Here is a 25,203-nt window from a genome sequence, read left to right on the forward strand (position 1 = left end):
CGGTCAGGACACCAGCACGCCGTCGCGGGCGATCTCGTCGCCGTCGCGCAGCACGCGGATGGGGGTGGGACGGTCGATGACGACCTGGGCCAGGCACTCTCCGGGATACTCGATTCGGTCGCCGGAGGGATCGGTGGTGATTCGGAGGAGCTTCGCGCCGGCCGTCGAACAGGCGTCGTAGGCCAACTCGAGGTCGGCGTCGGTCATGGCGTCGGTGCGGTAGGAGAGCAGGTGGGCGCGGTCGAGCATGCTGCCGCTGCCGAACGGCGTCCACGCGTCGCGGACACCGTCGGAGCCGACCGCCACGTTGACACCGCGCTCTCGGAGGAACCTGACGGGCAGCACCGGGTCGCCGCCGAGCGCGCACGTCACCAGCCAGATCCCGGCGGCGGCCACGTCATCGGCGATGGCGGTCAGAGCGTCGCCGGTAGCGGCCGCGACCGCGAACGCGTGACTCACCGTGACACGCGGCCCCATCCCTTCGGCAGTCGCTCTGGCAGCGATGCGACGCGTTTGGTCCAGGCCCGCGTCGCCGCCGTCGTGGAGGTGGATGTCCACGTCGGCGCCGTGTTTCGCGGCGAGGCCGAACACCGCGTCGAGGTGGCCGTCGACGTCACCCTCCAGGCCCTCGGGGTCGATGCCGCCGACGACGTCGGCGCCTTCGCCGAGCGCAGCGTCGAGCAGGTCGAAAGTGCCTGGCGCCGTGAGCAATCCCTGCTGAGGAAAGGCGACGATCTCGACGTCGAGTACGCCGCGGAGTCGGTCGGCGGCAGCGCGTACGCCATGCACGTTCGCGACGCCGCACGCCGGACCGATATCGACATGAGCGCGCATGGCTCGCGTCCCCTGTCCGGCGGCGGTGCGGAACAACGCCAGCGCGCGGTCTTCGACCGATCGGGTGTAGGCGGCCTGCGTGCGAACGTCGTTGTCGATGAAGTCACGCAGGGTGTCCGCGCGGTCGCGGGAGAGCCAGGGCCCGCCCCACGATGACTTGTCGGGGTGGATGTGCGCGTCGACAAGGGGGGCCGCGACGACGATGGGCGGTGCAGAGGTCTGGGGCATCGGGGCCTACGTCTCTCGGAAGTCGGTGCTGTGTTCAGCGCCATAGAATTTGTCAGATGATATGGTTATCACACAATTGCCGGAGAGGGAACAACAATGAAGCAGATCGCTCGCGTCTCACTCGTGGACTCCGTGGTGGAGCGATTGCGCGATGACATTCGGAGCGGCACCTTCCCGGTCGGCAGCAAAATCCCGACGGAGGCTCGACTGGTCGAGATGTTGGGAGTGAGCCGCCCCTCGGTCCGCGAGGGGGTGCGATCGCTGGTCCAACTGGGCCTGCTCGAGACACGCCAGGGCGACGGCACCTATGTGGTGGCAGAGGACGAGATGACGGTGGCTCTGCAGAACGCGCTCGACGCCTCCGACGAGGCTGAAGTGCTCGCGGTACGACGCGCCCTCGATGTACTCGCGGCGCGCGAGGCCGCCCAGCGCCGCTCCCCGGCCGACCTCGACGCACTGCGCACTGCGCTCGACGGGCGCGCTGCCGCGGTCGCAGCAGGTGACGTCGCCGCATTCATCGATGCCGATGTCGCGTTCCACATCGGCATCGCCCGTGCCTCGAAGAACACTCTGCTCGCGGGTTTGTACTCGAGTTTCGAAACGTCACTGCGGGATTCGGTGCGGCGGACCAACTGCATGGCTGTCGCCGACGATCCCCACGGCGAGTTCCACGACGAACTGTTCGACGCCATCGAGCGCGCAGATCCGTCCGCAGCCACCGCCGCCGCGCTGAGCGTGCTCGATGATCACTCGGGTCAGTTGCCGGACCGTCGTGACTGACACTCGGAAACGCACGGCGGGCTACGCGGTACTTGTCGTCGCGGCGGGCCTCAACCTTCGCCATCCCATCACGAGCGTGGCGTCCACGCTGGACGCGGTGACCCGGCACTACGGGTTGGGCCCCCCGGGTGTCGCGGTCCTGTCCGGCCTCCCGGTGGCGATGCTCGCCGCCGGCGCCGTCCTGGCGCCGGCGCTGGAGCGGTGGTGGGGAGTCGAACGGACCCTCCTCGGACTCGCAGCGCTGCTCACACTGTCGGTCGCGCTACGGCCGGCGAGTCTCACCGCGCTCTTCGTCGGAACCGTGGTGGCAGGACTTGCGATGGCGGGACTCAGCGTTCTTGTCCCGCAGATGATTCGAGAACATCTCGGGGGCCGGATCGGATGGTGGTCCGGCGTGTTCTCGACGAGCTTCGGGGTCAGTGCTGCAGTCGGCGCGGGACTGACGATCCCGTTGGTCCACTTAACCGGATCGCTGTCCCTCGCGCTGGCCCTCTGGGCGCTGCCCGCGTGCGCACTGACGGCGATGGCCGCGTCGGTGGTCATCGGCGGTACGCCGCACCGTCGTGCCGCGTCCGCACCCGCCCCGTCTTGTGCGAGACCAACACTGCTCCTGGGTCAGGTCACGGCGTTCTTCGGCGCGCAGGCGTTCGTGTTCTTCGCCGTCACGGGATGGCTGACGTCCATCTACGTCGACCGCGGCGTACCACCCATGCAGGCAGCGAGTCTGCTGGCGCTGGCCAGCATCGCCGGACTGCCCGGCTCGCTGGGTGTTTCGGTGGTGGCGGCACGGGTGCGCAGGCAGCACTGGATCATCGTGGCGGTCAGCACCGGCACCGTGATCGGCCTCGTCGGTGTCGTATGGGCTCCGGCAGTGTTGGCACCGCTGTTCGTCGTCACGCTGGGGTTCTGCCAGGGTGCGACGTTCGGGCTCGCCATGGCGCTGATCGTCCTCAAAGCCGATCCGAGCAGGCCGGTCGCGCCGTTCTCCGCGTTCGCGCAGGGCGTCGGCTTCGCGCTGGCGGCGCTCGGGCCGGTACTGCTCGGCCTCGTTCGCTGGGCCGGTCTGTCGTGGGCGTACGCGGGGTCCGTCCTCATCGCGGTCGTGGTCTGTCAGGCGATCGCAGGATGGACCGCCGGTCGCAGCGTCGTCCCCACCACCTCCCTGCCGCAACCGATGGAGCAACCGTCATGACCCCACCCGTGGATCTCCTGATCCGGAACTCGCTGCTGCTCTGCGCCTTCGACGACACGGGCACTGAGCTGCCCGGCGGCTGGCTGGCCGTCGACGACGGTGTCATCGTCGCGGTCGGCGACAAAGACACGGCACCGCCGGAAGCCGAGACCGTCGTCGACGCGTCCGGCTGCCTCGTTCTTCCTGGGCTGGTCAACGCGCATCAACACCTCTATCAGAACCTGACGCGGTGTTACGCCGCTGCCGCGCACGTCGACAATCTCACCGACTGGTTCTGGGCCTATTTCACCGCCTGGGGCCGGCTCGACGCCGAGGCGGTGGCCATCTCGACCACGGTCGGGCTCGCCGAACTGGCGCTCAGCGGCTGCACCACCAGCGCCGACCATCTCTATCTCCATCCCGAGCCGGAACTGATCGATGCGCAGATCCAGGCCGCACGCGACATCGGCGTCCGCTTCCACCCGGTGCGCGGATCGATGACTCTCGGGGAGGCCGACGGCGCCATCTGCCCGCCGAACCTCGTCGAGCGCGTCGACGACGTTCTCGACGACAGCCGACGGCTCGTGGAGGCGTACCACGACCCGACGCCGAGTTCGATGGTGCGCGTGGGCATCGGACCGAGCACGCTGATGAGTTCCTCGGACGCGGCGATGATCGAGTCGGCGGCGTTCGCGGACGCCTTCGACGTCCGGCTGCACAGCCATGTCGCCGACGATCCCGACGAGGAGGCCTACGTCGGAGCCCGCTTCGGCCGGCGCCCGCTCCAGGTGTACGAGGATTTCGGCTGGCTCGGCCGGCGTTCCTGGTTGGCGCACGTCGTCTACCCGAACCACGACGAGATCAACGCACTCGCCGCAGCCGGGGTGTCCGTCGCCCATTGCCCGAGCATGACGATGATCGACGGCGGATTACCCGGCGGGCCGCCACCGATCCGGGCCATGCTCGACGCCGGGGTGAACGTCGGAATCGGTTGTGACGGAGCGACTGCCGCCGACCATCAGTCGCTGTGGCTGGAGACGAAAACGGCGATGCTACTCAGCCGCCAACGGGAGGGTCGCGCGTCGGCCATGAGTGCCAGAGACGCCCTCCGAATGGCAACGCGCGGGGGTGCGCACGCTGTGGGTCGGGACGGCGAGATCGGTCAGCTGTCAGTCGGCACGAACGCGGACGTGTCCGTGTGGCGGATGGACACCCTGCCCTACGCGGGCGTTCTGGATGACCCGGTGACCGGGCTGATGCACTGCGGCCCGGCCTCGGCATGGCACACCATCGTCGGCGGGAAGTTCGTGGTCCGCGACGGGGAGCCCGTCACCGTGGATGTGCCGGAAGCTCTCCGACGGCACCGTGCGGCGGCGAGTCGTGTGCAGGGTCTCACCTGCCAGTAGCGCGCCTGACGGTCAGGACAGGGTCGCGCGCACGCACACGGTGACGTACGGCAGCGCAAGGCCCGTGGAATTCGCCAGCGCCGGGTGCGTGGACAGCAGTTCGCGCACCCGGTCCAGCGTGCGGGTACGCACCTGCTCGGGCGAGGTGATGCAGTAGCTGCGGGAGGCCACCAGATCGATGAGCGCCTGGGGCGTCAGGTAGCTGGTCCATTCGACCTGGTGTCGCGACACATCGGAGAACGGTGCGGGCAGCTCCACCGTCTGTGTGAACGGGTCGACCTCGTGGCCGATGATCTGCCCGAGATCCTTGACCCAGCCGGATCTTTCGTCACGGTTGTTCCACACCAAGCCGAGCCGTCCGCCGGGACGTAGCACCCGGGCGATCTCCTCGAGCGCGCGAGCCGGATCGAACCAATGCCAGGCTTGGGCGACCAGCACGGCGTCGACACTGTTGTCCGGCAAAGGGATCTCCTCGGCGGTGCCGAGCAGCGCGGGCGTGTCGGGAAGCGATACGCGCAGCACTTCGAGCATCTCCGGAATGGGATCCACGGCGACGACGTCGAGGCCACGTTCGACCAGGCGCGTGGTCAGCTTTCCGGTGCCCGCGCCGAGATCCAGCACGGTGTGTGCGCCGTGGGGGAGCAGCCAGTCGATGGCCTCCGGCGGGTAGGACGGGCGGCCGCGCTCGTAGGCGGCGGCCTCGGCGCCGAAGGACAGCGACCGTCGCTGTGCCGAACCGCTCACCGGCCGGCCAACTCCAGTGTGCGTCGGATCAGTACGCCCACCGCATCGGTCTCCACCAGGAAGCCGTCGTGCCCGAACTTCGACTCGACGACGTCGAGCCCGTCGCAGCCCGGCAACAGATCCGCCAATTCCTGTTGCAGCCGTAGCGGATACAGCCGGTCAGAGGTGATACCACCCACGACGGTGGGCACCGGGCAGCCCGCCAGGGCGGCTGCCACCCCACCGCGTCCGCGGCCGACGTCGTGACTGGACAGGGCGTCGGTCAGCGCCACGTAGGTGCCGGCGTCGAAGCGCGCCACCAGCTTTCGGCCCTGGTACTCCAGGTAACTCTGCACGGAGTACCGGCCACCCGCGGTGGGGTCTTCACCGGGTTGCGCCTCGTTGCCGAACCGCTCGTCGAGCTCGGTCTCGCCGCGATAGGTCAGGTGGGCGAAGCGACGGGCGATCTCCATGCCGGCATCGGGTGAGCGCCCGGTGTCGTGATAGTCGCCGTTGCACCAGTTCGGATCCGAGGTGATCGCGGCGACCTGCGTGCTCTGCGTACCGATCTGGTCGGCCGTGGCGCGCGCGCCGACCGCGAGGACCAGCGCCGCGCGGACATCGTCGGGGTGACTGACGATCCACTCGAGGGCGCGGGCGCCACCCATGGAGCCACCGATCACAGCCGCCACCTCGGAGATGCCCAGCCGTTCCAGCACCGCGACATCAGCGGCCACCTGGTCGCGGACCGTTGTCGCCGGAAACCGTGAGCCCCAGGCTTTTCCGTCCGGTGCGATAGTGCTCGGCCCGGTCGAGCCGCGGCAACCGCCCAGCACGTTCGTCGAGATCGCGCACCAGCGATCGGTGTCGATCGGCGCGCCGGGGCCCGCCACGCCGTCCCACCAGCCGGCAGTCGGGTGGTCGGGGCCCGCCGGACCGGTGATGTGCGAGTCGCCGGTGAGCGCGTGCAGCACCACCACCACGTTGTCCCGCTCCGGTGAGAGCTCGCCCCAGCGCTGCACCGCGATCGAGACGTCGTCGAGTACCTCGCCGTTCTCGAGAGTGAGCGATCCGATGTCGACGATGCCGATCTCGCCTTCGGGCGGCAGCGCCACGCGATCGTTCACCACATCCATGAGGGTCACGTCTGCACCTCGAGCAGCTGCGCATCGGCGGTGCCGCCGGCGCGCTGCGCCGCGGCGAAGCCCCTGTCGAGGTCGGCCAGGATGTCGTCGATGCCCTCGATGCCGACCGCGAGTCGCACCAGCCCGGGTGTCACGCCGGTGGCGAGCTGCTCGTCGGCCGAAAGCTGTTGGTGGGTGGTGGACGCCGGGTGGATCACCAGCGAGCGCACGTCACCGATGTTGGCGACGTGGCTGTGCAGCGTCAACGCGTCGACGAACGCCTTGCCCGCGGGCACACCGCCTGCCAGCTCGAAAGCCAGGACCGCGCCGGTTCCCTTGGGCGCCAACTTCTTTCCCACCTCGTACCAGGGTGAGCTGGGCAGGCCCGCGTAGTTGACCGAGACCACGTCGTCACGGCCGGCCAGGTACTCGGCCACCCGCTGGGCGTTGGCGACGTGACGCTCCATGCGCAGGCTCAACGTCTCCAGACCCTGGGCGATCAGGAAGGCGTTGAACGGCGATGCGGCCGAACCCAAGTCGCGCAGCAGTTGCACGCGGGCCTTGAGCGCGAACGCCGGTGCGCCGAGTTCTGCGAACACCACGCCGTGGTAGCTCGGGTCCGGTTCGGTGAACCCGGGGAAGCGTCCGTTGGTCCAGTCGAAAGTGCCGCCGTCGACGATCGCGCCGGCGATCGCGGTGCCATGGCCGCCGAGGTACTTCGTGGCCGAATGCACGACGATGTCGGCGCCGTGGCGCAGCGGCTGGATCAGGTACGGCGTGGCGATCGTGTTGTCGACGATCAGCGGCACCCCGGCTTCGTGGGCCACCGCGGACACCATCGGGATGTCGAGCACGTCGATCTGCGGATTGGAGATCGTCTCGGCGAAGAACGCTTTGGTGTTGGGGCGCAACGCCGCTCGCCACGATTCGGGGTCGTCGGGGTTGTCGACGAAGCTGACCTCGATGCCGAGCTTGGGCAGCGAGTAGTGGAACAGGTTGTAGGTGCCGCCGTAGAGCCGCGGGCTGGAGACGATGTGGTCGCCGTTCTGAGCCAGGTTGAGGATCGCGAACGTCTCCGCGGCCTGCCCGGAGGACACGAACAATGCCGCGACGCCGCCCTCGAGAGCGGCGATGCGCTGCTCGACGACGTCCTGGGTCGGGTTCATGATGCGCGTGTAGATGTTGCCGGGCTCGGCCAGCCCGAACAGCGCTGCGGCGTGGTCGGTGTCGCGGAATGCGTAGCTGGTGGTCTGGTAGATCGGCAGTGCCCGCGCCCCGGTGGCGGTGTCGGGTGCCTGGCCGGCGTGGACCTGCTTGGTCTCGAACGCCCACCGACTGGTGGGGTCGTCAAACTCATCGAGGCTCATCGATGTCTCCTCCGTGAACGGGGGGCCCGTTTCACAGCGGACCCGCGCTTGCCTTATAGCCGTATCCGGCTACTCAACCTGGTCGTCTCCCGGGGCACCCCACCGCGGTTGGAGGGTTGCCGGCCAGCAAGCCGGGGCTTGACGCTGGCACTCATGACCGTGACGAAGAATAACGCACCCGGCGGATCGGGTGCCACCGGGTTCAGCTGATGGCGCGCTGCGGGCCGGTCTGTTCGTCGAGGAATTCGCGGATCACGTCGGCGATGCGCTCGGGCGCCTCGAACATCGGAATGTGTCCGACACCGTCGAGTGTGGTGAAGCGGGTGGATCGAGGCAGATGTTTGCGGAAGTGCGCCGTGAACCGCGGGTGGGGGAGCACCCGGTCTTTCTCGCACACCACCAGGTAGGTGGGCGTCGAGGAGTCGGCGAGCTCCATCAGCCCCGGCATCAACAGCGCCTTGACCAGCAGCTGGTAATAGGCCGGGCAGTGCCGGACGTCGTCGATGATCTCGAGGATGTCGGCGTCGGTGATGCCGTCGGGGCGGGCACTGACCGGGACGCTGGTGAGGAATCGTGCGCCGGGCACCTGCGCCGCCCGCGCCCCGAGCAGCTTGGCCACCACCCAGACGGGCATGCCCAGCACGAACTTTGCCACGATCTCGTACTTCGCCGGGGTCCAGCGGTGCCATCCGCCGGCCGGGGCGATGCCGACCAGGGACCGGGCCCGGTTGCGGCGTTCGAGTTCGAAGGCCACCCAGCCGCCGAGCGAGTTGCCGACGATGTGGGCGCTGTCCCACCCGAGGCGGTCGAGGTGGCGCTCGATGTCGTCGGCGAGGGTGCCGCTGTCGAGCAGCCAGGAGCGGTTGGGGCTGCCGCCGTGGTGGCCTGCCATCGTCGGCGCGTACACCTCGTAGCGGCCGGTGTCGGCCAGCGCCGGGGCGACGTCTTTCCAAACGTTGTTCGACATCATGAACGGGTGCAGGAGCAACACCGGTTCCCCGGAGCCGAGGTGGATGGGCGCGCGTTTGCTCATAGCGCCCGACCCTAAGGTGATACCGCCGGTACCGCAAGAACGGCCGCTAGGGTCGACGGCCGTGACGCGTCCCCTCACGATCAGCACAGTCAACGTCAACGGCATCCGTGCCGCGATCAAGCAGCGCTCGGACGACAACCGTGGCCTGCTGCCGTGGTTCGCGCAGACCGACGCCGACGTGGTGTGCCTGCAGGAGACCCGCGCCGACGACGACCAGGTGGCCGAGGCGCTGGCGCCGCTGCTCGCCGACGGCTGGCACCTGGCCTCGGCCGCGCCGCACGTCAAGGGTCGCAACGGTGTCGCGGTGGTGTCCCGGACCGTCCACGACGAGGTGCGGATCGGCTGCGGCGCCGACGAGTTCGCCGCCCACGGCCGCTACATCGAGGTGGACACCGGCGGTGTGACGGTGGGCAGCGTGTACTTCCCGACCGGCGAGGCCGACACCGAGCGGCAGCGGGAGAAGGAACGCTTCATGGCTGCAGTGGCGCAGCGGATGTCGGTGCTGCGCGCCGACGGCCGCGATGCGGTGTTGTGCGGGGACTGGAACATCGCGCACACCGAACACGACATCAAGAACTGGAAGGGCAACGTCAAGAAGGCCGGGTTCCTGCCCGAGGAACGCCGGTGGCTGACCGAGCTGCTGGCCACGGGGTGGGTGGACGTGGTGCGGGCGGCGCATCCGGACCAGCCCGGGCCGTATGCGTGGTGGTCGTGGCGGGGCAAGGCGTTCGACAACGACGCCGGCTGGCGCATCGACTACCACCTGGCCACTGCGGGGTTGGCGGCGCGCGTGGCCGCGGTGCGCACCGAACGCCCCGCCGCGTATGCGCTGCGCTGGTCCGATCACTGCCCCGTGACGGTCACCTACGCGTGATTTCGGCGTGGTTGTCGTCGCTGAGCGACGATGGCCACGCCGAAATCACTCAGCAGCCGACGCGGGTGGGGGTCGATAGCGCGCCGTCGGCGTCGTTGATCGCACCCCGCACCACGTCGAATACCCGCGGATCCCACGTCATGCCCGTATCCCATGGCAGCCCAACCGAATCCGAGACGAAGATGCTGTGGGTGTCGTCGAAGGACACGCAGCGGCGGTGCGGCAGCACGCGATCGCTGATGTCGGTGGCCAGCGCGCTTCGCGTGGTCACGATGCCGTCGTTGGGCCACACCATCGGGTTGACCGGTGCCGGGCGGGTGAAGCGGGCGCCGCCGATCAGGACGACGGGGATCTGGTCCAGCACGCCGGCCTGGTATTCGTTCCAGCCCTGCGGGCCCATCAGATATCCCTGGTTGACCTCTCGCCCCGATCCGGTCTGCAACCGGGTCACCTCGGCGGCCATCGCCAGAGACGCCTTCTCGCAGTAGGCGTCGCCCGCGCAGTCCGCCAACGGGGTGATGCCGTTGGCGTAGTCGGACAGGAACGATCCCTCCCAGGGCGTCCCGAGAGTTGTCAGTGAGCGGATGCGGATCGGCGAACCGAGACTCTGCAGCACGCGAATCGCCGCCCGCGAGTACAGCCCGCCCATCGAATGGCCCACGACGTCGACGACGTCGACTCCACGCGTGTCGTGGAGGTAGGTCAGAAAGCGGGCGAGGTGTTCGCCGGCCAGGTCGATCGAGGCCGTGGAATCGACGGTCATGATCTCCGGCAGCGTGATCGGGCAGTCGCCGAACGCGCCGAACCCGCCCTGGTCGATGACGGGACCGCGACCGGCCATCGCCGGGGACGTGTAGACGGTGTGGCCCGCGGCGAGCAGGTTCTCCCGCAGCGCGGTGTCGGTGTTGCCGGCGGCCAGGCCGGACCGGCAGGCCGCGTCAGGGGTGGTGAACGGGCTGACCGCGTCGCCGCCGGAGACGATGACGACGGCGTGGCCTGGTGCCGCGTGCGCAGGGCCGCCACCCAGGAGCGTCGCGAGCACGAGCAGGACAAGGATCGACGCCCATCGCCGCATAGGAACCCCCTCGGTTGCGGGCATGCTACCGAGCGCCGCCGGTCGGCCGCCGGACGAAACCGCGACGGCGCGTGAAAAACTGGACCTCATCATGAGCACTCCAGCCAAGCCCGTCGTCTTCTCCGGCGCGCAACCGACGTCCGACTCCCTGCATCTGGGCAATGCCCTCGGCGCGGTCGCGCAGTGGGTCGGTCTGCAGGACGGCCACGACGCCTACTTCTGCGTGGTGGACCTGCACGCGATCACGCTCGCCCAGGATCCCGCGACACTGCGCCGCCGCACGCTGGCCACCGCCGCGCAGTATCTGGCCCTGGGTGTCGACCCGGCCCGCGCCACGGTGTTCGTGCAGAGCCATGTCCCAGAGCACAGCGAATTGGCTTGGGTGCTGGGCTGTTTCACCGGTTTCGGGCAGGCGTCGCGGATGACGCAGTTCAAGGACAAGTCGGCCAAGCACGGCGCCGACGCGCAGACGGTCGGCCTGTTCACCTATCCGATCCTGATGGCCGCCGACGTGCTGCTGTATGACACCGATCTGGTACCGGTCGGCGAGGATCAGCGCCAGCACCTCGAGCTCGCCCGCGACGTCGCTCAGCGCGTCAACGCGCGCTTCCCCGACACGTTCGTCATCCCCGAAGCGATGATCCCCAAGGCCACCGCGAAGATCTACGACCTCGCCGATCCGACCGCCAAGATGAGCAAGTCCGCGGCCACCGACGCCGGGTTGATCAGCCTGCTCGACGATCCGGCCCGCACGGCCAAGAAGATCCGCTCCGCCGTCACCGACAGCGAGCGCGAGATCCGGTTCGATCCGGAGGCCAAGCCGGGGGTCTCGAACCTGCTGACGATCCAGTCGGCGGTGACGGGCAATTCTGTCGAGGACCTGGTCGCCGGCTATGCCGGCCGTGGGTACGGCGACCTGAAGAAAGAGACGGCCGACGCCGTCGTCGAATTCGTCACCCCGATCAAAGCGCGCGTCGACGAGTACCTCGCAGATCCGGCCGAACTGGAGAACGTGCTGGCTGCCGGCGCGCACCGCGCCCGTGAAGTGTCTGCCAAGACGCTGGCACGGGTATACGACCGGGTGGGATTCCTCGCACCGCGATGACGGGAGGCTGACGATGACGGCGCCGGACGGTTCGGCCGACCCGGAGAAACCCGAGGACAAGCCCGGGTTTCTGGATCGTTTGCGGGCGCGTATGCCGTGGTTCGACCACGTCATGCGGGCCCAGCAGCGCTACAACGACAGCAAGGGCGATTTCTACGCCGCCGGCATCACCTACTTCACGATCTTCGCGCTGTTCCCGTTGCTGATGGTGGGTTTCGCGATCGGCGGGTTCGTGCTCACCTATCAGCCGGAGCTGCTCGAGCAGCTCAAGGGCAAGATCGCGGGCGCGGTCAGCGGTGACCTCGGTCAGCAGGTCGTGCAGTTGATGGAGTCGGCGATCGAGTCCCGCGGCACCGTCGGCGTCATCGGCCTCCTCACTGCGGCGTGGGCGGGTCTGGGCTGGATGGCCAATCTGCGTGAGGCGCTCAGCCAGATGTGGGGCCTGTACCGCGAAGAGCAGCTGGGGTTCGTCAAGACGAAGCTGAGCGATCTGCTGGCGCTGCTGTCGACGTTCGCCGCGATCGTCGTGACGGTCGCGCTGTCGGCGCTGGGCAACGGCTCGGTGATGAAGAACGTGCTCGACTGGCTGGGCTTCCCGGAGTCGCCGGTCATCGGGGTGCTGCTGCGGATCGGCTCGATCGCGGTGTCGCTGCTGGTGTCCTGGCTGCTGTTCACGTGGATGATCTCGCGGCTGCCGCGGGAATCCACGAGTTTCCGCAGCAGCGTGCGCGCCGGCCTGCTGGCCGCGGTCGCGTTCGAGGTGTTCAAGTTGGTGGCCTCGATCTACCTGAAGTCCGTGCTGACGGGCCCGGCGGGAGCCACGTTCGGTCCGGTGCTGGGCCTGATGGTGTTCGCCTACATCACTGCGCGGCTGATCTTGTTCGCGACGGCGTGGGCGGCGACGATGCCGGAGAACATGGTGGAGGCACCGATTCCGGCGCCGGGCCCGGCCGTCATCCGCAATCGCATCATCACCCGGCCCGGGCTCGCGCCCTGGCAAGCGGCGGGTGCAGCGGTGGTCGGCGCGGTGGGCGCGCTGAGTGTCGTGCGGCGCCGCAAGCGCTGAAACGTCAGTGCTGGGGCCTGCGATTGAGCGCGCGGGCGCCCATGATCAGGCTGAACACGATCACGGCGCCGACGATGCAGACGCCGACGCGCACCGGCGTGGCATCCATCTCGGGTAGCGCGGCGCTGGCCTTGCTCGTCGCGGCCGAGGCAGCCGCCGGGTCGGCGTCCGGGGTCTGCAGGGACGGATCAGGTTCGACGAGCGTGCCGACCTTGGTGCCCGGCGCAGTGGCGAAGCCGTAGTCGAGGAGGTGCGCGGCCTGTTCCCAGGGCGCGATCGGTTGCCGGGTGCCGCGCATCAGCACCGCCACCAGGCGTCGACCGCCGTGGTCGGCGGCGCCGACGAACGTCTGCCCGGCATCGTCGGTGTAGCCGGTCTTGCCGCCGAGCGCGCCGGGATAGTTGGCCAGCAGCTTGTTGTCGTTCTCGATCGGGTAGTTGCCGTCGCCCCGGCCGGGAAACGAGAACTCCTGCGTATGAACGATGTCGGCGAAGACGGGGTTGTTCCACGCGTACCGGTAGAACAGTCCGACGTCGTAGGCGGAGGTGCTCATCCCCGGTCCGTCCAGCCCGGACGGGGTGGCCACGCGGGTGTCTCGGGCGCCGAGTTTGTTGGCCAGCGCGTTGAGCTTGGTCAGCGTGGCGTCCATGCCGCCCAGTTGCATCGCCAGCGCGTGTGCGGCGTCGTTGCCCGAGTGCATCAGCAGCCCGTGCAGCAGGTCGTTGACGGAGTAGAAGCCACCCTCGCCGACGCCCACCCTGGTGCCCTCGGCGTTCGCGTCCTCCTGCGTACCCGGTACCACCTTGTGCAAGGGCAGGTCGCGGATGGCCTGCATAGCGACGAGCACCTTGATGATGCTGGCCGGGCGGTGACGGCCGTGCGGGTCCCGCGCGGCGATCACGTCACCGGAGTCGATGTCGGCCACCACCCACGCCTCGGCGGAGACGTCGCCGGGAACCGGGGGAGTGCCGGGCGCGGTGATCACGCCGCAGCCGGACAGCGCGTCGCCACCCATCGGTTTGGGCGGAACGGGCAGCGGCGCCGGCGGATCGCCCGACTCCGGAACCTCGGACGCGTCGACGGCCGGCGGGGTCGCCTCCCGGTACGGGCAGGTGTTCGCCTCAGGAGCGGGCGGCTGGGCCGCAGCGACCGGCGCCAGTGCCAGCATTGCCGCCGTGAGCAGCGCAGACACTCGCAGCGGGAACGTCGTGAAGGTCGCCATCGGGGTTGAAGATTAGGCGATCACGACATCGCGATCGGTGAGCCACGCGGTGACGGATGTGATGAGAGTTTCGCAAGTGACTGGCCACGACGACCTTCGGCGAGGCTCACCTAGGCTGGCGGGACCGCCCGAGCCGCCAGAAAGTAGTCCATGTTCCTCGTCGTTCTCGGCTCGTCCCTCGGGCTGATGACCTTTTATGTCTGGTTTCGCACCGTGCGTTCGACCACCCGTCCGGGGCGGGTGCGCCGAATCCTGACCGCCCTGCTGCTGATCCTGACCGCGCTGCTGGTGGCGGCGCTGGTGTCCCGGCGCGATCCCGCCGGCTCCGGCTGGCTCGCCTCGCCTGGCTACCTGTGGTTCGGCCTCCTGGTGTACCTGGTCCTGGCGCTGCTGGTCCTCGAGCCGGTGCGCCTGATCCGCCGGCTGACCCGACCCCGGCGGCCCGCCGAGGAAGCACCCGACCTCGAGCGTCGGCTCTTCCTCGCCCGCGCGGGCGCGGTGGCCGCAGGCGCTGCGGCGGTCGGCGTGACCGGTGTCGGTGTCGCCACCGCGCTCGGGCCGCCGGACGTGCTCCGCGTTCCGGTGCGGCTGCCGCGGCTCGCGCGCGAGTTCGACGGGTTCCGCATCGCCGTGGTCTCCGACATCCATCTCGGACCGCTGCTGGGCCGCCGCCACACCGAACGGATCGTGCGGATGGTCAACGAGACCGAACCCGATCTGGTGGCCGTGGTCGGCGACCTGGTCGACGGCACGGTCGCGCAGCTGGGACCTGCGGCGGCGCCGCTGGCCGACCTGGTGTCGCGGGACGGCACGTTCTTCGTGACCGGCAACCACGAGTACTTCGTCGACGACACCGCGGCGTGGCTGACCGAACTCGATCAGCTGGGGGTGCAGGTGCTGCGCAACGAGAACACCCGGATCCGTCGGGGCGCCGCGGCGTTCGATCTGGCCGGGGTCAACGATCTCGCCGGCCGGTCGGCCGAGGAGCCGCCCGATTTCGACGCGGCGCTGCGCGGCACCGACGCCGGGACGCCGACGATCCTGCTGGCGCACCAGCCGGTTCAGGTCGCCGAAGCGGCGCGTCGCAATGTCGATCTGCAGCTGTCCGGTCACACGCACGGCGGGCAGATGTGGCCGTTCCACTATGCGGTCGAGCTGGCTCAGCCCTCGCTCGCGGGCCTGTCGACGGTGGACGGCACGCAGCTGTACGTGTCGCGGGGCGCCGGCTTCTGGGGGCCACCGGTCCGTGTCGGTGCACCGCCGGACATCACCGTGCTCACACTGCGCGGCTGAACGTGTTTATCGGCCTGCGCGGCCGGTTACTTTCTCATCAACTTCACGGCTAACACTGACCGAATCGCTCAGGTGGGCCGAGCACGCTGAAGGAATCCAGGCGATTCAGCGGAAGGACGTTGACATGGCGACAAACGCGAGCACCACCAACGCGAGCACCGGTGTGGTCGACCTGCGATCACATCCCGCGTTCAACGCCTCCGAGCGGAGGGCCAGCGCGATGGAGGAGGCGATGCGTCGTCACCCGTCCTTCCAGTCGCGCGCGCACTCCCTCTGACCCCCACGCAAAGGGGCACCTCCGTGAGGAGGTGCCCCTTTGTCGTGTCTGCAGTGCTCAGCGCACGTTGACGTACACCGTCTGGTTGCTCACCGAGCGGGTGTTGTCGCCGTTGGAGGTGGCATTCGGCACCGCCTGGCGGACGTCGGGTCCGCGGGTGACGGATACCACCGATGCCTCGTCGAGCGGCGTGCTGCTCTGCCGGTTGACGACAACGCGGTTGCCCTGCGCCTCGAGCGCGCTGATCGTGTCAGCGGCGCTGCCGGCGCCGGACGGGGCTGCCAGCGCGGGGGCGGCGAAGCCGAGGACGCCCGCGGTGAGGGCGGCAGCGGCGGTGGTGGTGATCGTGAATGACTTCATGGGGTGCTCTTCCCTTGATCGGGTCGGAGCCGTGGAGCGATGTCGCGCGGTTCTGACTGTGTGAAATTGTCGGTCTGCGACCGGACTTCGTGGCGTGTCCGATCCGCGCGGTACAACCCGGCGCCGCCTGAGATGCTTCCCAAAAGTGGCGCAGTGTGTCTCACGACACCGTGTCGCTGAGCGCGATGCTGCCGAGATACGGGCCGCCGATGCTGCCCAGCCACAGCCGGTCGTTGCTCTCCACCATGCCGGTGACCATCCGCAGCTGCGGGTGGGTGGTGCGCATTCCGGCGACGGCGGTGCCGTCGGCGGCGTCGAAGGCGACGACCCACACCACGGATCGGGGCTTCGGCTGCAGCCGTGCGGGCAGCCGCCAGATCAGCGTGCGAAGCAATGGTGGGCCGGCGGCGAGTCGGTCGGCCAGCTGATTGGCCGGCGTCACCATCGCGCACCAGATACGCCCGTCGGCGCCGGTCGACAGGTTGTCCGGCATTCCTGGCAGGTTCTCGGCGAGCGGTTGCCATGTCCCGGCGCGCGGTCCGGTGAGCCAGTACTTCGACAGTCGTCGGCCCTGGGTTTCGGCCACGACCAGCGCCGCGCCGTCGGCGGTCGGCGTGACCCCGTTGGCGAAGTAGAGCCCGTCAGCGACGGTGGTGACGGTCCCGTCGGGATCGAGGCGGTGCAGTGCGCCGCGTCCGCGCGCTTCCAGGATCGCGCCCAGGTAGTGGGCCACCGTGAACGCCGTCGTCGACTCGGTGAAATAGATTGTGCCGTCGCTGGTTTCGGTGACGTTGGAGCAGAACTGCAGTCTCCGGCCGGCGATCGTGTCCACCAGGGTCTCGATCCGTCCGCTGCCGGGGTCCAGCGCCAGCAGGCCCCGCGGGCTGTCGCAGATCAACAGTCGGCCGTCTCGCGCGAACGCCAGGCCGAGCGGTCGCCCGCCGGTGTTCGCGATCACCTCCGGCGCGGTGCCGTCCGCTTCGAACCGCACGATGCTGCCGTCGAGGGCGCCGGTCCAGAGCCGACCGGCGCCGTCGACGACGACGTCCTCGGGTTCGCCACCCGGTACGGCGGTCAGCGTGATGGCCGCCGACCGGAAGTCTGGCAGGGCCCCCACCGGGGGCGCCTGCCAGCGGACGGGATCGATGGGCGGTTTGGCCATGCCGCCCAGTCTCGCCTACATCCGGCGGCTGGCTTCGCCCAGCACCGAGTGCAGCACGTCGTAGATCGCGTCGAACTCGCGCTGTCCGCAGATCAGCGGCGGGGCGAGCTGCACGACTGGGTCGCCACGGTCGTCGGCGCGGCAGTACAGGCCGGCTTCGAACAGGGCGGGCGTGAGGAACCCGCGCAGCAGCCGCTCGCACTCCTCGTCGTTGAACGTCTCCTTGGTGGCCTTGTCCTTGACGAGTTCGATGCCGTAGAAGAATCCTTCACCGCGGACGTCGCCGACGATGGGCAGGTCGTGCAGCTTCTCCAACGTGGCCCGGAAGGCCGGCGCCATCTCCTTGACGTGGTCGTTGATGCCCTCGCGCTCGAAGATGTCGAGGTTGGCCAGCGCGACCGCCGCCGACACCGGGTGCCCACCGAAGGTGTATCCGTGCCCGAACACGGTGGAGCCGTCGTTGAACGGTTCGAACAGTCGGTCGCTGGCGATCATCGCGCCGAGCGGGGAGTAGCCCGAGGTGAGGCCCTTGGCGCTGGTGATGATGTCCGGGACGTAGCCGAAATCGTTGCAGGCGAACATCGATCCGATGCGGCCGTACGCGCAGATCACCTCATCGGAAACCAGGAGCACGTCGTACTCGTCGCAGATCTCGCGGACCCGCTCGAAGTATCCGGGCGGCGGCGGGAAGCAGCCGCCGGCGTTCTGTACGGGCTCCAGGAACACCGCAGCGACGGTGTCGGGGCCCTCGAACTCGATGGCCTCGGCGATCCGATCGGCGCAGTAGCGGCCGAACGCCTTGGGGTCGGAGCTGAATTGCTCGGGCGCCCGGTAGAAGTTGGTGTTCGGAACGCGGAAGCCGCCCGGTGTCGGCGGATCGAACGGCGCCTTGAACGTCGGGATGCCGGTGATCGCCAGGGCGCCCTGAGGGGTGCCGTGGTAGGCGATGGACCGCGAAATGACTTTGTATTTGCCGGGTTTGCCGGTCAGCTTGAAGTACTGCTTGGCCAGCTTCCAGGCGCTCTCGACGGCCTCGCCGCCGCCGGTGGTGAAGAACACCCGGTTCAGGTCGCCGGGTGCGTACCCCGCGATCCGCTCGGCCAGCTCGACCGCCGGCGGCGTCGCGAACGACCACAGGGGGAAGAACGCCAGCGATTCGGCTTGCTTGGCAGCAGCCTCGGCGAGTTCGGCGCGGCCGTGCCCGACCTGGACGACGAACAGGCCCGACAGGCCGTCGATGTACTTGTTGCCTTCGCTGTCCCAGATGTGGACGCCGTCGCCGCGGGTGATCACCGTCGGCGTGATGTCCCCGCCGTGGCGGGCGAAGTGGCCCCACAGGTGCCGGTTGGCCCGGGCGCCCAAATCGGAGTCGGTGGTCTGCGGTGTTTCGGAGATGATCGTCATCTAGTGCCCCAATTGTATTGCTGTTTAACAAGTTTCAGATAGACAAGGGTTTCTGTGGATATCACTCCCGGCAGCGCGCGGATCTGGGTGTTGAGAAGTTGCAGTAGGTGGTCGTCGTCTTCGCAGACCACCTCGACGATGGCGTCGAAGGAGCCCGCGGTCAGCACGACGTAGTCGACGGATTCCAGGGCGGCCAGCTTCTCGGCGATCTTGGTGGTGTCCCCGGTGCAGCGCACGCCGATCATCGCCTGACGGGCGAATCCGAGTTGCATCGGATCGGTGACCGCGACGATCTGCATGACCCCGGCGTCGACCATGCGTTGCACGCGTTGGCGCACCGCGGCCTCGGACAGGCCGACGGCCTTTCCGATACCCGCATAGGACCGTCGGCCGTCCTGCTGGAGCTTCTCGATGATGGCCTTGGACAGCTCGTCGAGCTGAAAGGCGGCACCGGGTCGGGATTGGTTCACTCGGAAGGAGACGGGGCCGACGGCGTGCGGAACGCCCGGGTTGACCATGCCTGTGATTGTGCACGGAATCCGTCGTTTCAAGCAACCATAACCATGAAATCACTTGCTGTGAGTCGTTGACGGTGCCGTAATGCGTAGATTTCTCCGGTGCGGGCACGGTAGTTTTGGGCCATGACTGTGGTTTCGGAGACAGATGTCGCCAGCAGCTGGATCGACGGTGAACCGGTACGCACCGGCGGCGCCTCGCACACGGTGATCGACCCCGCGACCGGTGCGCCGGTCGCGCAGATGGCGCTGGCCGCCCCCGATGACGTCGACCGGGCGGTCTCGTCGGCCCGCGCGGCACTGTCGGGCTGGGCCGGGGCCACCCCGGCCGAACGATCGGCGGTCCTGGCCACACTGGCCAAGCTCGCCGATGAGGCCGCCGAGACCCTGGTCGCCGAGGAAGTCAGTCAGACCGGCAAGCCGGTGCGATTGGCCCGCGAGTTCGACGTGCCGGGCAGCGTCGACAACATCGACTTCTTCGCGGGCGCCGCGCGCCATCTCGAGGGCAAGGCGTCCGGGGAGTACTCCGGTGACCACACCTCCTCAATCCGCCGGGAGGCGGTCGGGGTGGTCGCGACGATCACGCCGTGGAACTACCCGCTGCAGATGGCGGTGTGGAAGGTGTTGCCGGCGTTGGCCGCCGGATGCTCGGTGGTGATCAAGCCCGCCGAGATCACCCCGCTGACCACGCTGACCCTGGCCCGGTTGGCCAGTGAAGCGGGACTGCCGCCCGGGGTGCTCAACGTGGTGACCGGCGCGGGCGGTGACGTGGGCACCGCGCTGGCCGGCCACGCCGGGGTGGACATGGTCACGTTCACCGGGTCGACGGCCGTGGGGCGCAAGGTGATGGCGGCGGCCGCGGTCCACGGCCACCGCACCCAGCTGGAACTCGGCGGCAAGGCGCCGTTCGTCGTGTTCGACGACGCGGATCTGGACGCGGCGATCCAGGGCGCGGTCGCGGGCTCGCTGATCAACACCGGACAGGACTGCACCGCGGCGACACGCGCGATCGTCGCCCGCGAGCTCTACGACGACTTCGTCGCCGGCGTCGCCGAGGTGATGAGCAAGATCGTCGTCGGCGATCCGCAGGACCCGGACACCGACCTCGGGCCGTTGATCACGCTGGCGCACCGGGCCAAGGTGGCCGACATGGTGGCGCGCGCGCCGGGAGAGGGCGGACGCATCGTGACCGGCGGCGTGGCCCCGGACGGCCCGGGCTCGTTCTATCGGCCCACGCTGATCGCCGACGTGTCGGAGCGCTCGGAGGTCTACCGCGACGAGATCTTCGGCCCGGTGCTCACGGTGCGGTCGTTCACCGACGACGACGATGCGATCCGGCAGGCCAACGACACCGCGTACGGCCTGGCGGCCTCGGCGTGGACGCGCGATGTGTACCGCGCGCAACGTGCGTCGCGGGAGATCCACGCCGGCTGCGTGTGGATCAACGACCACATCCCGATCATCTCCGAGATGCCACACGGCGGGTTCGGCGCGTCGGGCTTCGGCAAGGACATGAGCCAGTACTCGCTCGAGGAGTACCTGTCGATCAAGCACGTGATGAGCGACATCACCGGCGTCGTCGACAAGGACTGGCACCGAACAATTTTCGCCAAGCGGTAGCTGTCGCGAAAGTGCTCTCACTGTCGTGATCTCGCCCGGATCGCAACCGTGAGTGCACTTTCGCGAACCAGGTCCTCACGCGTCGCGCGGCACCACGATCACCGGTACGTCGACCCCGGCGAGAATTCTCGACGCCGTCGAGCCCAGGAAGATGCGGCGCGGCGCGGCGAACCGGGACGAGCCGACCACGAGTAGGTCGCCGTCGTCCCATTTGAGCTTCTTGAGCGCCGATTCCAGCGTCATGCCGTCGGCCACCAGCGATTCGATGTCCGGTGCGTCGGGCAGCGCCCGCGCGGCGACGGCCTGGTTCTCCTCGGCCGCCGCGACCTGGAGCTGCCGTACCTCACGCGCGCTGCCTGCCTCGGCGAGATTCTCCGCCGATACCAGTGACAGCATGCGGATGCGCAGGCTCGCAGCGCTGGCGAGTGTGATCGCGAAGGGCAGCGGGTTGTCGTCACCCGGCCGGGTGGGCACGGCCGCGGTGATCGCGGCGAAGTTGTCGTCGGGGTCTTCGGCGTAACCGCGCGGCGCCAGCGCCACCGGCAGCGGCGAGGAGTGCAGCAGCGCGCCGGTGACCGGGCCGATCGTGTGCCGCCCGAAGAAGCCGTCCCGCGCCCCGCCCACCACGATGAGGTCCGACGATTTCTCCAGAGCGACGTCGACGAGCGTCTGCGCGAACGACTCGCCGACGATCACCGACGAGCCCGCGGTGATGCCGTCGCGGGCCAGTGAGGCCACCGCCCGCGCCACCCACTCTTCGCCGCGTTCGAGCAGCAGGCGCTGGTATTCGGCCCGGCCGGGGTGGCCGTCGGGGAGTTCTTCGCGGACGACGAGGACGACGTCGACGGTCGCGCCGAACGTCGTGGCAAGAGCGGCGGCCAGCGCGACGCCGTCGTCGCCGGTCGGCGTGGCGAGGTAGCCCACGGTCAGGTGCATGGCGATTCCTTAGTAGACGTCGGGGACCTGGACTTCGGTGCGGGCGTTCAGCGTCTCCCCGCGGAAGAACCGTTTGGTGCCGAAGGCGAAGCAGGCCAGCATCAGCGGCACGCCGAGCACCAGCATGCCGATGCCGAGCACGAACACGCCGCCGATGGGGCCGAAGGCGGTGTAGCCGTAGTCGGGAGCGATCATGTCCTTGGCGCTGACGATGAACGCGGCGGCCATCGCGAGCCCACCCACGAGGGGAAAGATGCCGCGGAAGAACAGGTTTCGCATTGATGCGAAGAGCGTGCGGCGGAAGTACCACACGCAGGCGAATGCGGTGATCCCGTAATAGAAGGCCACCGCCAGCCCCAGCGACGCCACCGAGTCGGCAAGCGCGTTCTCGGACAACACCTTCAGGAGCAGGTAGAAGAACAGCGCGGACAGACCCATCACGATGGTCCCGAACGCCGGTGTCATGTAGCGCGGGTGCACGTTGGCGAATCGCTTCGGAATCGCCTCGTACACCGCCATCGACAGGGTGCCGCGGGCGGTCGGCAGGATCGTGGTCTGCGTCGAGGACAGCGCCGACACCGAGACGGTGAGCAGCAGTGCCGACGCGGCGACGGTGCCGGCCACCGGTTCGCCGAGGACGGTGAGCACGTCGTCGGTGTTGTCGGGGTTGTTCAGCCCGATTCCGACGTCACCGAAACCCGCGAAGGACTGCAGTGCGTAGGCCACCAGTACATAGGTGCACACCAGGATCAGCGTGGTGATCACCGCGGCGATGCCCGGCGTCTTACCCGGGTCCTTGGTCTCCTCGCCGACCGCCAGGCAGGCGTCCCATCCCCAGTAGATGAAGATGCACAGGATCACCGCGGCCGCGATCGAGGACATGTCCAGCCCGCTCGGCCAGAGCCAGGACCACTCCGGTGTGATCGCCTGTGCGCCGGCATTTCCCGAGAACACCCTGACCAGCGCGATGATGCTGACCACGATCAGCACGCCGAACTGGATGGTGATGAGGATGTTCTGCACGCGTTCGCTGACGACGATGCCGCGGGCCGAGATCAACGTCATCGAGATGATGAAGAAGCAGCCCAGCGACACCGTGGCGACGGGATTGTCGGCCAGTGAATCGAGGCCGAGGAAGTTGTACAGGTAGATCGCGGCGATCTCGGCGACGTTGGCCAGCACGATGATCGCCGACACCGCGAGGCCCCACCCGCCGATCCAGCCAATCCACGGCCCGAACGCCTTGGTGCCCCAGGTGAACGTGGTTCCACAGTCCGGGGTGTCCTGGGACAGCTCCTTGTAGGCGAAGGCGACCAGCAGCATCGGCAGGAACGCCAGCACGAACATCGACGGCGCCTTCTCACCGACTTCGAGCACCACGTAGCCGAGGGTGGCGGCCAGGCTGTAGGCCGGCGCGACGGCGGCCAGCCCGATCACGACATTGCCCACCAGCCCCAGGGCGCCTGCCTGTAGCCCCTTCCCGCCGACCGCGGGTGTCGACGGTTCTTCCGTGATCGCCATGCGCGGAAATATACGGTCCTGTCAGTGAGCTGGCAGGACAGTGCGAGAAACCTGTGGAACTGATCAGCCCCGGGTGAACTCCTCGCCGGTGCGCGGGTCGATCGCCCGCTCGCCGGGCGGCAGGTTCGACAGATCGGGGGCGATGACGGTGGGCATCTCCCCGGCGTCGGGCAGGCCGAAGTGCGCCACGGCCGCTTCCTGGTCGGGCACGGTCTCCAGGACCAGGTCGTGGCTGCGCCGGGGGAGCGTGCGGCCGGCGAAGAAGTCCGGTGAGGCGATCCGCCAGATGACCATCAACACCAGTCCGAGGATCAGCGCGCCGATGCCGACCACTGCGACCGCGCCGACGCCGAAGATCGTCACGTTGTTGCCGTCGTCGTCGGTGAGCCAGTCGGGCTTGGCGTACTGCAGCAGGCCGTAGACGAAGACGACGGTGAGCACGATTCCGCCTAGCAGCGGCACCACGCCGCGCATGACCAGGTCACGGGTGTTGCGGGTCAACGTCTTTCGGTAGAACCACACGCACGCGAAGCCGGTCAGCCCGTAGTAGAACGCGATCATCAGGCCCACCGACCCGATCAGCGCGGTCAGCAGGTTGGTGCTGATGACGGTGAACAGGACGTAGAACACGGCGGAGACGACGCCCATCGCGATGGTCGACGTGGTGGGGGTCAGGTAGCGCCGATGGATCTTGGCGAAGGATTCGGGCAGGGCGCGGTAGACGCCCATCGACAGCGTGGTCCGCGCGGTGGGCAGGATCGTCGTCTGCGTCGACGCCGAGGCTGAGGTCAGGATCGAGGCGGACAGCAGCAGCATGCCGAGGTGGCCGAGCACGCTGTCGCCGAACAGGTCCGGTCCGATGGCGGCGAACACGTCGGCGGAGTTGTCCGGATTGCCCAGCCCGACGCCGTCGGTGCCGACGCCGGCGAAGGCGACGGCCGCGACGCTCACCAGCGCGTAGGTGGCCAGCAGCAGGAAGGTGGAGATGACCGCGGCCCGGCCGGGGGTGCGTCCGGGGTCGTCGGACTCCTCGTTGCACGCCACCGCGGTGTCCCAGCCCCAGTAGATGAAGATGGTGGTCAGGACCGCCGGTGCGATGACGGTGCTGAAGTCCAGTCCGCCGGGCCAGAACCAGGACAGCGACGGCATCAGCGAATAGCTCTCCGCGGTGCGGGTGTACACCTTGACCAGCGCCACGATGGACAGGCCGATCAGCACGACGACCTCGATGGCCAGCAGCGCGTACTGCAACCGTGCCGACACCTCGATGCCGCGGTAGCAGATGTAGGTCATCACGGCGATCCAGATGACGCCGGCCACGGTGGACCAGAACGTGCTGTCCGACAGCGTGGCGGCCGCGCTCCAGCCCAGATCCCCGGCGAAGGTGAAGGAGTAGGCCCCCGCGATCTGGGCGAGGTTGGCCATCACGATGACGTCGGCGGCGATGATGCCCCATCCGCCGAGCCACCCGATGACCGGTCCGAAGGCGCGGGAGGCCCAGGTGAAGGTGGTTCCGCAGTCGGGTTCGGCCTTGTTCAGCTCCTGGTAGGCCACTGCGATCAGGTACATCGGGATGAATGAGATCAGCACGATGGCGGGCGCTTTGACGCCCGACAGGATGGCTCCGCCGCTGGCGATGATGAGGCCGAGCGTGGCGGCCAGGCTGTAGGCGGGAGCCGTGGAGGCCATTCCCACCACGATGCTGGAGACGAGGCCGAGCGCCCCGCCTTTGAGTCCTTTGCTTTCCACGCTGGTCATCAGGGCCCCTCTGCTGGAATCCGTTGTGAACGGGATCACTATCGACTGATTCCGTCGATTCAGCAACTTCACAGCTTCGGAATTCGTTGGAGCGTTACCGCGTCGCTCGGTGGCTCCCTGCCGTCGTCGCCATCTCCTGGCGGAATTCGACGTGACCTCGCCGCCGATACGTGCTTGGCTTCTCAGTGGGTACTGGTGGACTGAGACGCTGCGGTGTGGCGACCGCCACGCTTCGTTCGTCGCGACGCTGACCAATCCGAGGCCGGTGGCGCTACGAATCGGTGGTGACGCGGGTCGAGCAGGACGCACCACCAGGAGGGGTCAGCTTGAGGAATGGCGAACGGGCGGT

The 25,203-nt window shown here is 68.6% G+C and carries 23 protein-coding genes and 1 riboswitch; of the genes, 9 read left to right on the plus strand and 14 right to left on the minus strand.

What is annotated here, in order from left to right; genetic code table 11:
* Positions 1-3: 3 nt before the first annotated feature.
* The gene (locus ACZ50N_RS06395; protein WP_464474935.1) at positions 4-1,062 is read right to left on the minus strand and encodes an amidohydrolase family protein; all 1,059 of its coding nucleotides are present in this window, start codon (positions 1,060-1,062) and stop codon (positions 4-6) included.
* A gap of 96 nt (positions 1,063-1,158) precedes the next feature.
* On the opposite strand from ACZ50N_RS06395, the gene ACZ50N_RS06400 reads away from it, so the two are divergent.
* The 3 genes from ACZ50N_RS06400 to ACZ50N_RS06410 all read left to right on the plus strand — a co-directional run bounded on the left by ACZ50N_RS06400 (position 1,159) and on the right by ACZ50N_RS06410 (position 4,419).
* Positions 1,159-1,842, plus strand: a complete 684-nt coding sequence (locus ACZ50N_RS06400; RefSeq protein WP_464474936.1) for a FadR/GntR family transcriptional regulator — start codon at positions 1,159-1,161, stop codon at positions 1,840-1,842.
* 76 nt (positions 1,843-1,918) lie between these two features.
* Entirely contained in the window at positions 1,919-3,034 is a 1,116-nt protein-coding gene (locus tag ACZ50N_RS06405) for an MFS transporter (RefSeq protein WP_464474937.1), read from the plus strand.
* Positions 3,031-4,419, plus strand: coding sequence for an amidohydrolase family protein (locus ACZ50N_RS06410; RefSeq protein ID WP_464474938.1), 1,389 nt, complete (start codon positions 3,031-3,033; stop codon positions 4,417-4,419). The genes ACZ50N_RS06405 and ACZ50N_RS06410 overlap by 4 nt, the downstream gene beginning before the upstream one ends.
* A gap of 12 nt (positions 4,420-4,431) precedes the next feature.
* On the opposite strand, the gene ACZ50N_RS06415 is transcribed toward ACZ50N_RS06410, so the two are convergent.
* From ACZ50N_RS06415 to ACZ50N_RS06430, 4 genes are all read right to left on the minus strand, one after another.
* Positions 4,432-5,163 carry a class I SAM-dependent methyltransferase gene (locus tag ACZ50N_RS06415; RefSeq protein WP_046361707.1) on the minus strand — a complete coding sequence of 244 codons (732 nt, stop codon included), beginning with the start codon at positions 5,161-5,163 and terminating at the stop codon, positions 4,432-4,434.
* Positions 5,160-6,278: a homoserine O-acetyltransferase MetX gene (metX, locus tag ACZ50N_RS06420; protein ID WP_172835631.1), complete on the minus strand. Its 1,119-nt coding sequence runs from the start codon at positions 6,276-6,278 to the stop codon at positions 5,160-5,162. Before metX ends, ACZ50N_RS06415 begins: the two co-directional genes overlap by 4 nt.
* Positions 6,279-6,283: 5 nt before the next feature.
* The gene (locus ACZ50N_RS06425; RefSeq protein ID WP_464474939.1) at positions 6,284-7,633 is read right to left on the minus strand and encodes a bifunctional o-acetylhomoserine/o-acetylserine sulfhydrylase; all 1,350 of its coding nucleotides are present in this window, start codon (positions 7,631-7,633) and stop codon (positions 6,284-6,286) included.
* A 39-nt stretch (positions 7,634-7,672) separates the two neighbouring features.
* Positions 7,673-7,792: riboswitch (SAM riboswitch) on the minus strand.
* Between the two features lie 43 nt (positions 7,793-7,835).
* On the minus strand, positions 7,836-8,666 hold the full coding sequence (locus ACZ50N_RS06430) for an epoxide hydrolase EphH (RefSeq protein WP_111508351.1): 831 nt from the start codon (positions 8,664-8,666) through the stop codon (positions 7,836-7,838).
* Between the two features lie 61 nt (positions 8,667-8,727).
* Between ACZ50N_RS06430 and ACZ50N_RS06435 the strand changes: the two genes are divergently transcribed.
* Positions 8,728-9,540 carry an exodeoxyribonuclease III gene (locus ACZ50N_RS06435; RefSeq protein WP_046361703.1) on the plus strand — a complete coding sequence of 271 codons (813 nt, stop codon included), beginning with the start codon at positions 8,728-8,730 and terminating at the stop codon, positions 9,538-9,540.
* 49 nt (positions 9,541-9,589) lie between these two features.
* Here the strand turns inward: ACZ50N_RS06435 and ACZ50N_RS06440 are convergent, their stop codons facing one another.
* A complete protein-coding gene (locus tag ACZ50N_RS06440) occupies positions 9,590-10,639 on the minus strand; it encodes an alpha/beta hydrolase (protein WP_464474940.1) in 1,050 nt (349 codons plus the stop codon).
* A 67-nt stretch (positions 10,640-10,706) separates the two neighbouring features.
* Here ACZ50N_RS06440 and trpS point away from each other — a divergent pair, with 67 nt between their 5' ends.
* Both trpS and yhjD read left to right on the plus strand, forming a co-directional pair.
* Complete coding sequence (trpS, locus tag ACZ50N_RS06445) at positions 10,707-11,720, plus strand: tryptophan--tRNA ligase (RefSeq protein WP_464468791.1); 1,014 nt, start codon at positions 10,707-10,709, stop codon at positions 11,718-11,720.
* 13 nt (positions 11,721-11,733) lie between these two features.
* The gene (gene yhjD, locus ACZ50N_RS06450; RefSeq protein WP_046361701.1) at positions 11,734-12,786 is read left to right on the plus strand and encodes an inner membrane protein YhjD; all 1,053 of its coding nucleotides are present in this window, start codon (positions 11,734-11,736) and stop codon (positions 12,784-12,786) included.
* 4 nt (positions 12,787-12,790) lie between these two features.
* On the opposite strand, the gene ACZ50N_RS06455 is transcribed toward yhjD, so the two are convergent.
* A complete protein-coding gene (locus ACZ50N_RS06455) occupies positions 12,791-14,008 on the minus strand; it encodes a D-alanyl-D-alanine carboxypeptidase family protein (protein WP_464474941.1) in 1,218 nt (405 codons plus the stop codon).
* A gap of 150 nt (positions 14,009-14,158) precedes the next feature.
* On the opposite strand from ACZ50N_RS06455, the gene ACZ50N_RS06460 reads away from it, so the two are divergent.
* The gene (locus ACZ50N_RS06460) at positions 14,159-15,301 is read left to right on the plus strand and encodes a metallophosphoesterase (protein ID WP_464474942.1); all 1,143 of its coding nucleotides are present in this window, start codon (positions 14,159-14,161) and stop codon (positions 15,299-15,301) included.
* Positions 15,302-15,425: 124 nt separating this feature from the next.
* Complete coding sequence (locus tag ACZ50N_RS06465) at positions 15,426-15,578, plus strand: hypothetical protein (protein WP_157863517.1); 153 nt, start codon at positions 15,426-15,428, stop codon at positions 15,576-15,578.
* A gap of 57 nt (positions 15,579-15,635) precedes the next feature.
* On the opposite strand, the gene ACZ50N_RS06470 is transcribed toward ACZ50N_RS06465, so the two are convergent.
* The 4 genes from ACZ50N_RS06470 to ACZ50N_RS06485 form a co-directional block, all read right to left on the minus strand.
* Positions 15,636-15,938, minus strand: coding sequence for a hypothetical protein (locus ACZ50N_RS06470; protein ID WP_046361698.1), 303 nt, complete (start codon positions 15,936-15,938; stop codon positions 15,636-15,638).
* 160 nt (positions 15,939-16,098) lie between these two features.
* Positions 16,099-17,100, minus strand: coding sequence for an SMP-30/gluconolactonase/LRE family protein (locus tag ACZ50N_RS06475; RefSeq protein WP_464474943.1), 1,002 nt, complete (start codon positions 17,098-17,100; stop codon positions 16,099-16,101).
* A gap of 15 nt (positions 17,101-17,115) precedes the next feature.
* The gene (locus tag ACZ50N_RS06480) at positions 17,116-18,504 is read right to left on the minus strand and encodes an aspartate aminotransferase family protein (RefSeq protein WP_046361696.1); all 1,389 of its coding nucleotides are present in this window, start codon (positions 18,502-18,504) and stop codon (positions 17,116-17,118) included.
* On the minus strand, positions 18,501-19,022 hold the full coding sequence (locus tag ACZ50N_RS06485) for an Lrp/AsnC family transcriptional regulator (protein ID WP_043406241.1): 522 nt from the start codon (positions 19,020-19,022) through the stop codon (positions 18,501-18,503). The genes ACZ50N_RS06480 and ACZ50N_RS06485 overlap by 4 nt, the downstream gene beginning before the upstream one ends.
* 123 nt (positions 19,023-19,145) lie before the next feature.
* Between ACZ50N_RS06485 and ACZ50N_RS06490 the strand changes: the two genes are divergently transcribed.
* The gene (locus tag ACZ50N_RS06490; RefSeq protein ID WP_048424609.1) at positions 19,146-20,639 is read left to right on the plus strand and encodes a gamma-aminobutyraldehyde dehydrogenase; all 1,494 of its coding nucleotides are present in this window, start codon (positions 19,146-19,148) and stop codon (positions 20,637-20,639) included.
* Positions 20,640-20,714: 75 nt separating this feature from the next.
* Here ACZ50N_RS06490 and ACZ50N_RS06495 read toward each other — a convergent pair whose 3' ends face one another.
* From ACZ50N_RS06495 to ACZ50N_RS06505, 3 genes are all read right to left on the minus strand, one after another.
* Positions 20,715-21,575 (minus strand): universal stress protein, encoded by an 861-nt coding sequence (locus ACZ50N_RS06495; protein WP_464474944.1) that lies wholly within the window; start codon positions 21,573-21,575, stop codon positions 20,715-20,717.
* A 9-nt stretch (positions 21,576-21,584) separates the two neighbouring features.
* Complete coding sequence (locus ACZ50N_RS06500; RefSeq protein ID WP_464474945.1) at positions 21,585-23,096, minus strand: APC family permease; 1,512 nt, start codon at positions 23,094-23,096, stop codon at positions 21,585-21,587.
* A gap of 63 nt (positions 23,097-23,159) precedes the next feature.
* Positions 23,160-24,854, minus strand: coding sequence for an APC family permease (locus ACZ50N_RS06505; protein WP_046361692.1), 1,695 nt, complete (start codon positions 24,852-24,854; stop codon positions 23,160-23,162).
* Between the last annotated feature and the right edge of the window lie 349 nt (positions 24,855-25,203).

The sequence above is a fragment of the Mycolicibacterium obuense genome, assembly GCF_055397605.1.

Coding starts and splice junctions, on each gene's coding strand:
- ACZ50N_RS06410 (WP_464474938.1), top strand. CDS start 3,031: ATGACCCCACCCGTGGATCTCCTGATCCGGAACTCGCTGCTGCTCTGC.
- ACZ50N_RS06465 (WP_157863517.1), top strand. CDS start 15,426: ATGGCGACAAACGCGAGCACCACCAACGCGAGCACCGGTGTGGTCGAC.
- ACZ50N_RS06455 (WP_464474941.1), bottom strand. CDS start 14,008: ATGGCGACCTTCACGACGTTCCCGCTGCGAGTGTCTGCGCTGCTCACG.
- ACZ50N_RS06440 (WP_464474940.1), bottom strand. CDS start 10,639: ATGCCCGCAACCGAGGGGGTTCCTATGCGGCGATGGGCGTCGATCCTT.
- ACZ50N_RS06400 (WP_464474936.1), top strand. CDS start 1,159: ATGAAGCAGATCGCTCGCGTCTCACTCGTGGACTCCGTGGTGGAGCGA.
- yhjD (WP_046361701.1), top strand. CDS start 11,734: ATGACGGCGCCGGACGGTTCGGCCGACCCGGAGAAACCCGAGGACAAG.
- ACZ50N_RS06480 (WP_046361696.1), bottom strand. CDS start 18,504: ATGACGATCATCTCCGAAACACCGCAGACCACCGACTCCGATTTGGGC.
- ACZ50N_RS06470 (WP_046361698.1), bottom strand. CDS start 15,938: ATGAAGTCATTCACGATCACCACCACCGCCGCTGCCGCCCTCACCGCG.
- ACZ50N_RS06430 (WP_111508351.1), bottom strand. CDS start 8,666: ATGAGCAAACGCGCGCCCATCCACCTCGGCTCCGGGGAACCGGTGTTG.
- ACZ50N_RS06495 (WP_464474944.1), bottom strand. CDS start 21,575: ATGCACCTGACCGTGGGCTACCTCGCCACGCCGACCGGCGACGACGGC.
- ACZ50N_RS06505 (WP_046361692.1), bottom strand. CDS start 24,854: ATGACCAGCGTGGAAAGCAAAGGACTCAAAGGCGGGGCGCTCGGCCTC.
- ACZ50N_RS06490 (WP_048424609.1), top strand. CDS start 19,146: ATGACTGTGGTTTCGGAGACAGATGTCGCCAGCAGCTGGATCGACGGT.
- metX (WP_172835631.1), bottom strand. CDS start 6,278: ATGGATGTGGTGAACGATCGCGTGGCGCTGCCGCCCGAAGGCGAGATC.
- trpS (WP_464468791.1), top strand. CDS start 10,707: ATGAGCACTCCAGCCAAGCCCGTCGTCTTCTCCGGCGCGCAACCGACG.
- ACZ50N_RS06425 (WP_464474939.1), bottom strand. CDS start 7,633: ATGAGCCTCGATGAGTTTGACGACCCCACCAGTCGGTGGGCGTTCGAG.
- ACZ50N_RS06475 (WP_464474943.1), bottom strand. CDS start 17,100: ATGGCCAAACCGCCCATCGATCCCGTCCGCTGGCAGGCGCCCCCGGTG.
- ACZ50N_RS06395 (WP_464474935.1), bottom strand. CDS start 1,062: ATGCCCCAGACCTCTGCACCGCCCATCGTCGTCGCGGCCCCCCTTGTC.
- ACZ50N_RS06500 (WP_464474945.1), bottom strand. CDS start 23,096: ATGGCGATCACGGAAGAACCGTCGACACCCGCGGTCGGCGGGAAGGGG.
- ACZ50N_RS06460 (WP_464474942.1), top strand. CDS start 14,159: ATGTTCCTCGTCGTTCTCGGCTCGTCCCTCGGGCTGATGACCTTTTAT.
- ACZ50N_RS06485 (WP_043406241.1), bottom strand. CDS start 19,022: ATGGTCAACCCGGGCGTTCCGCACGCCGTCGGCCCCGTCTCCTTCCGA.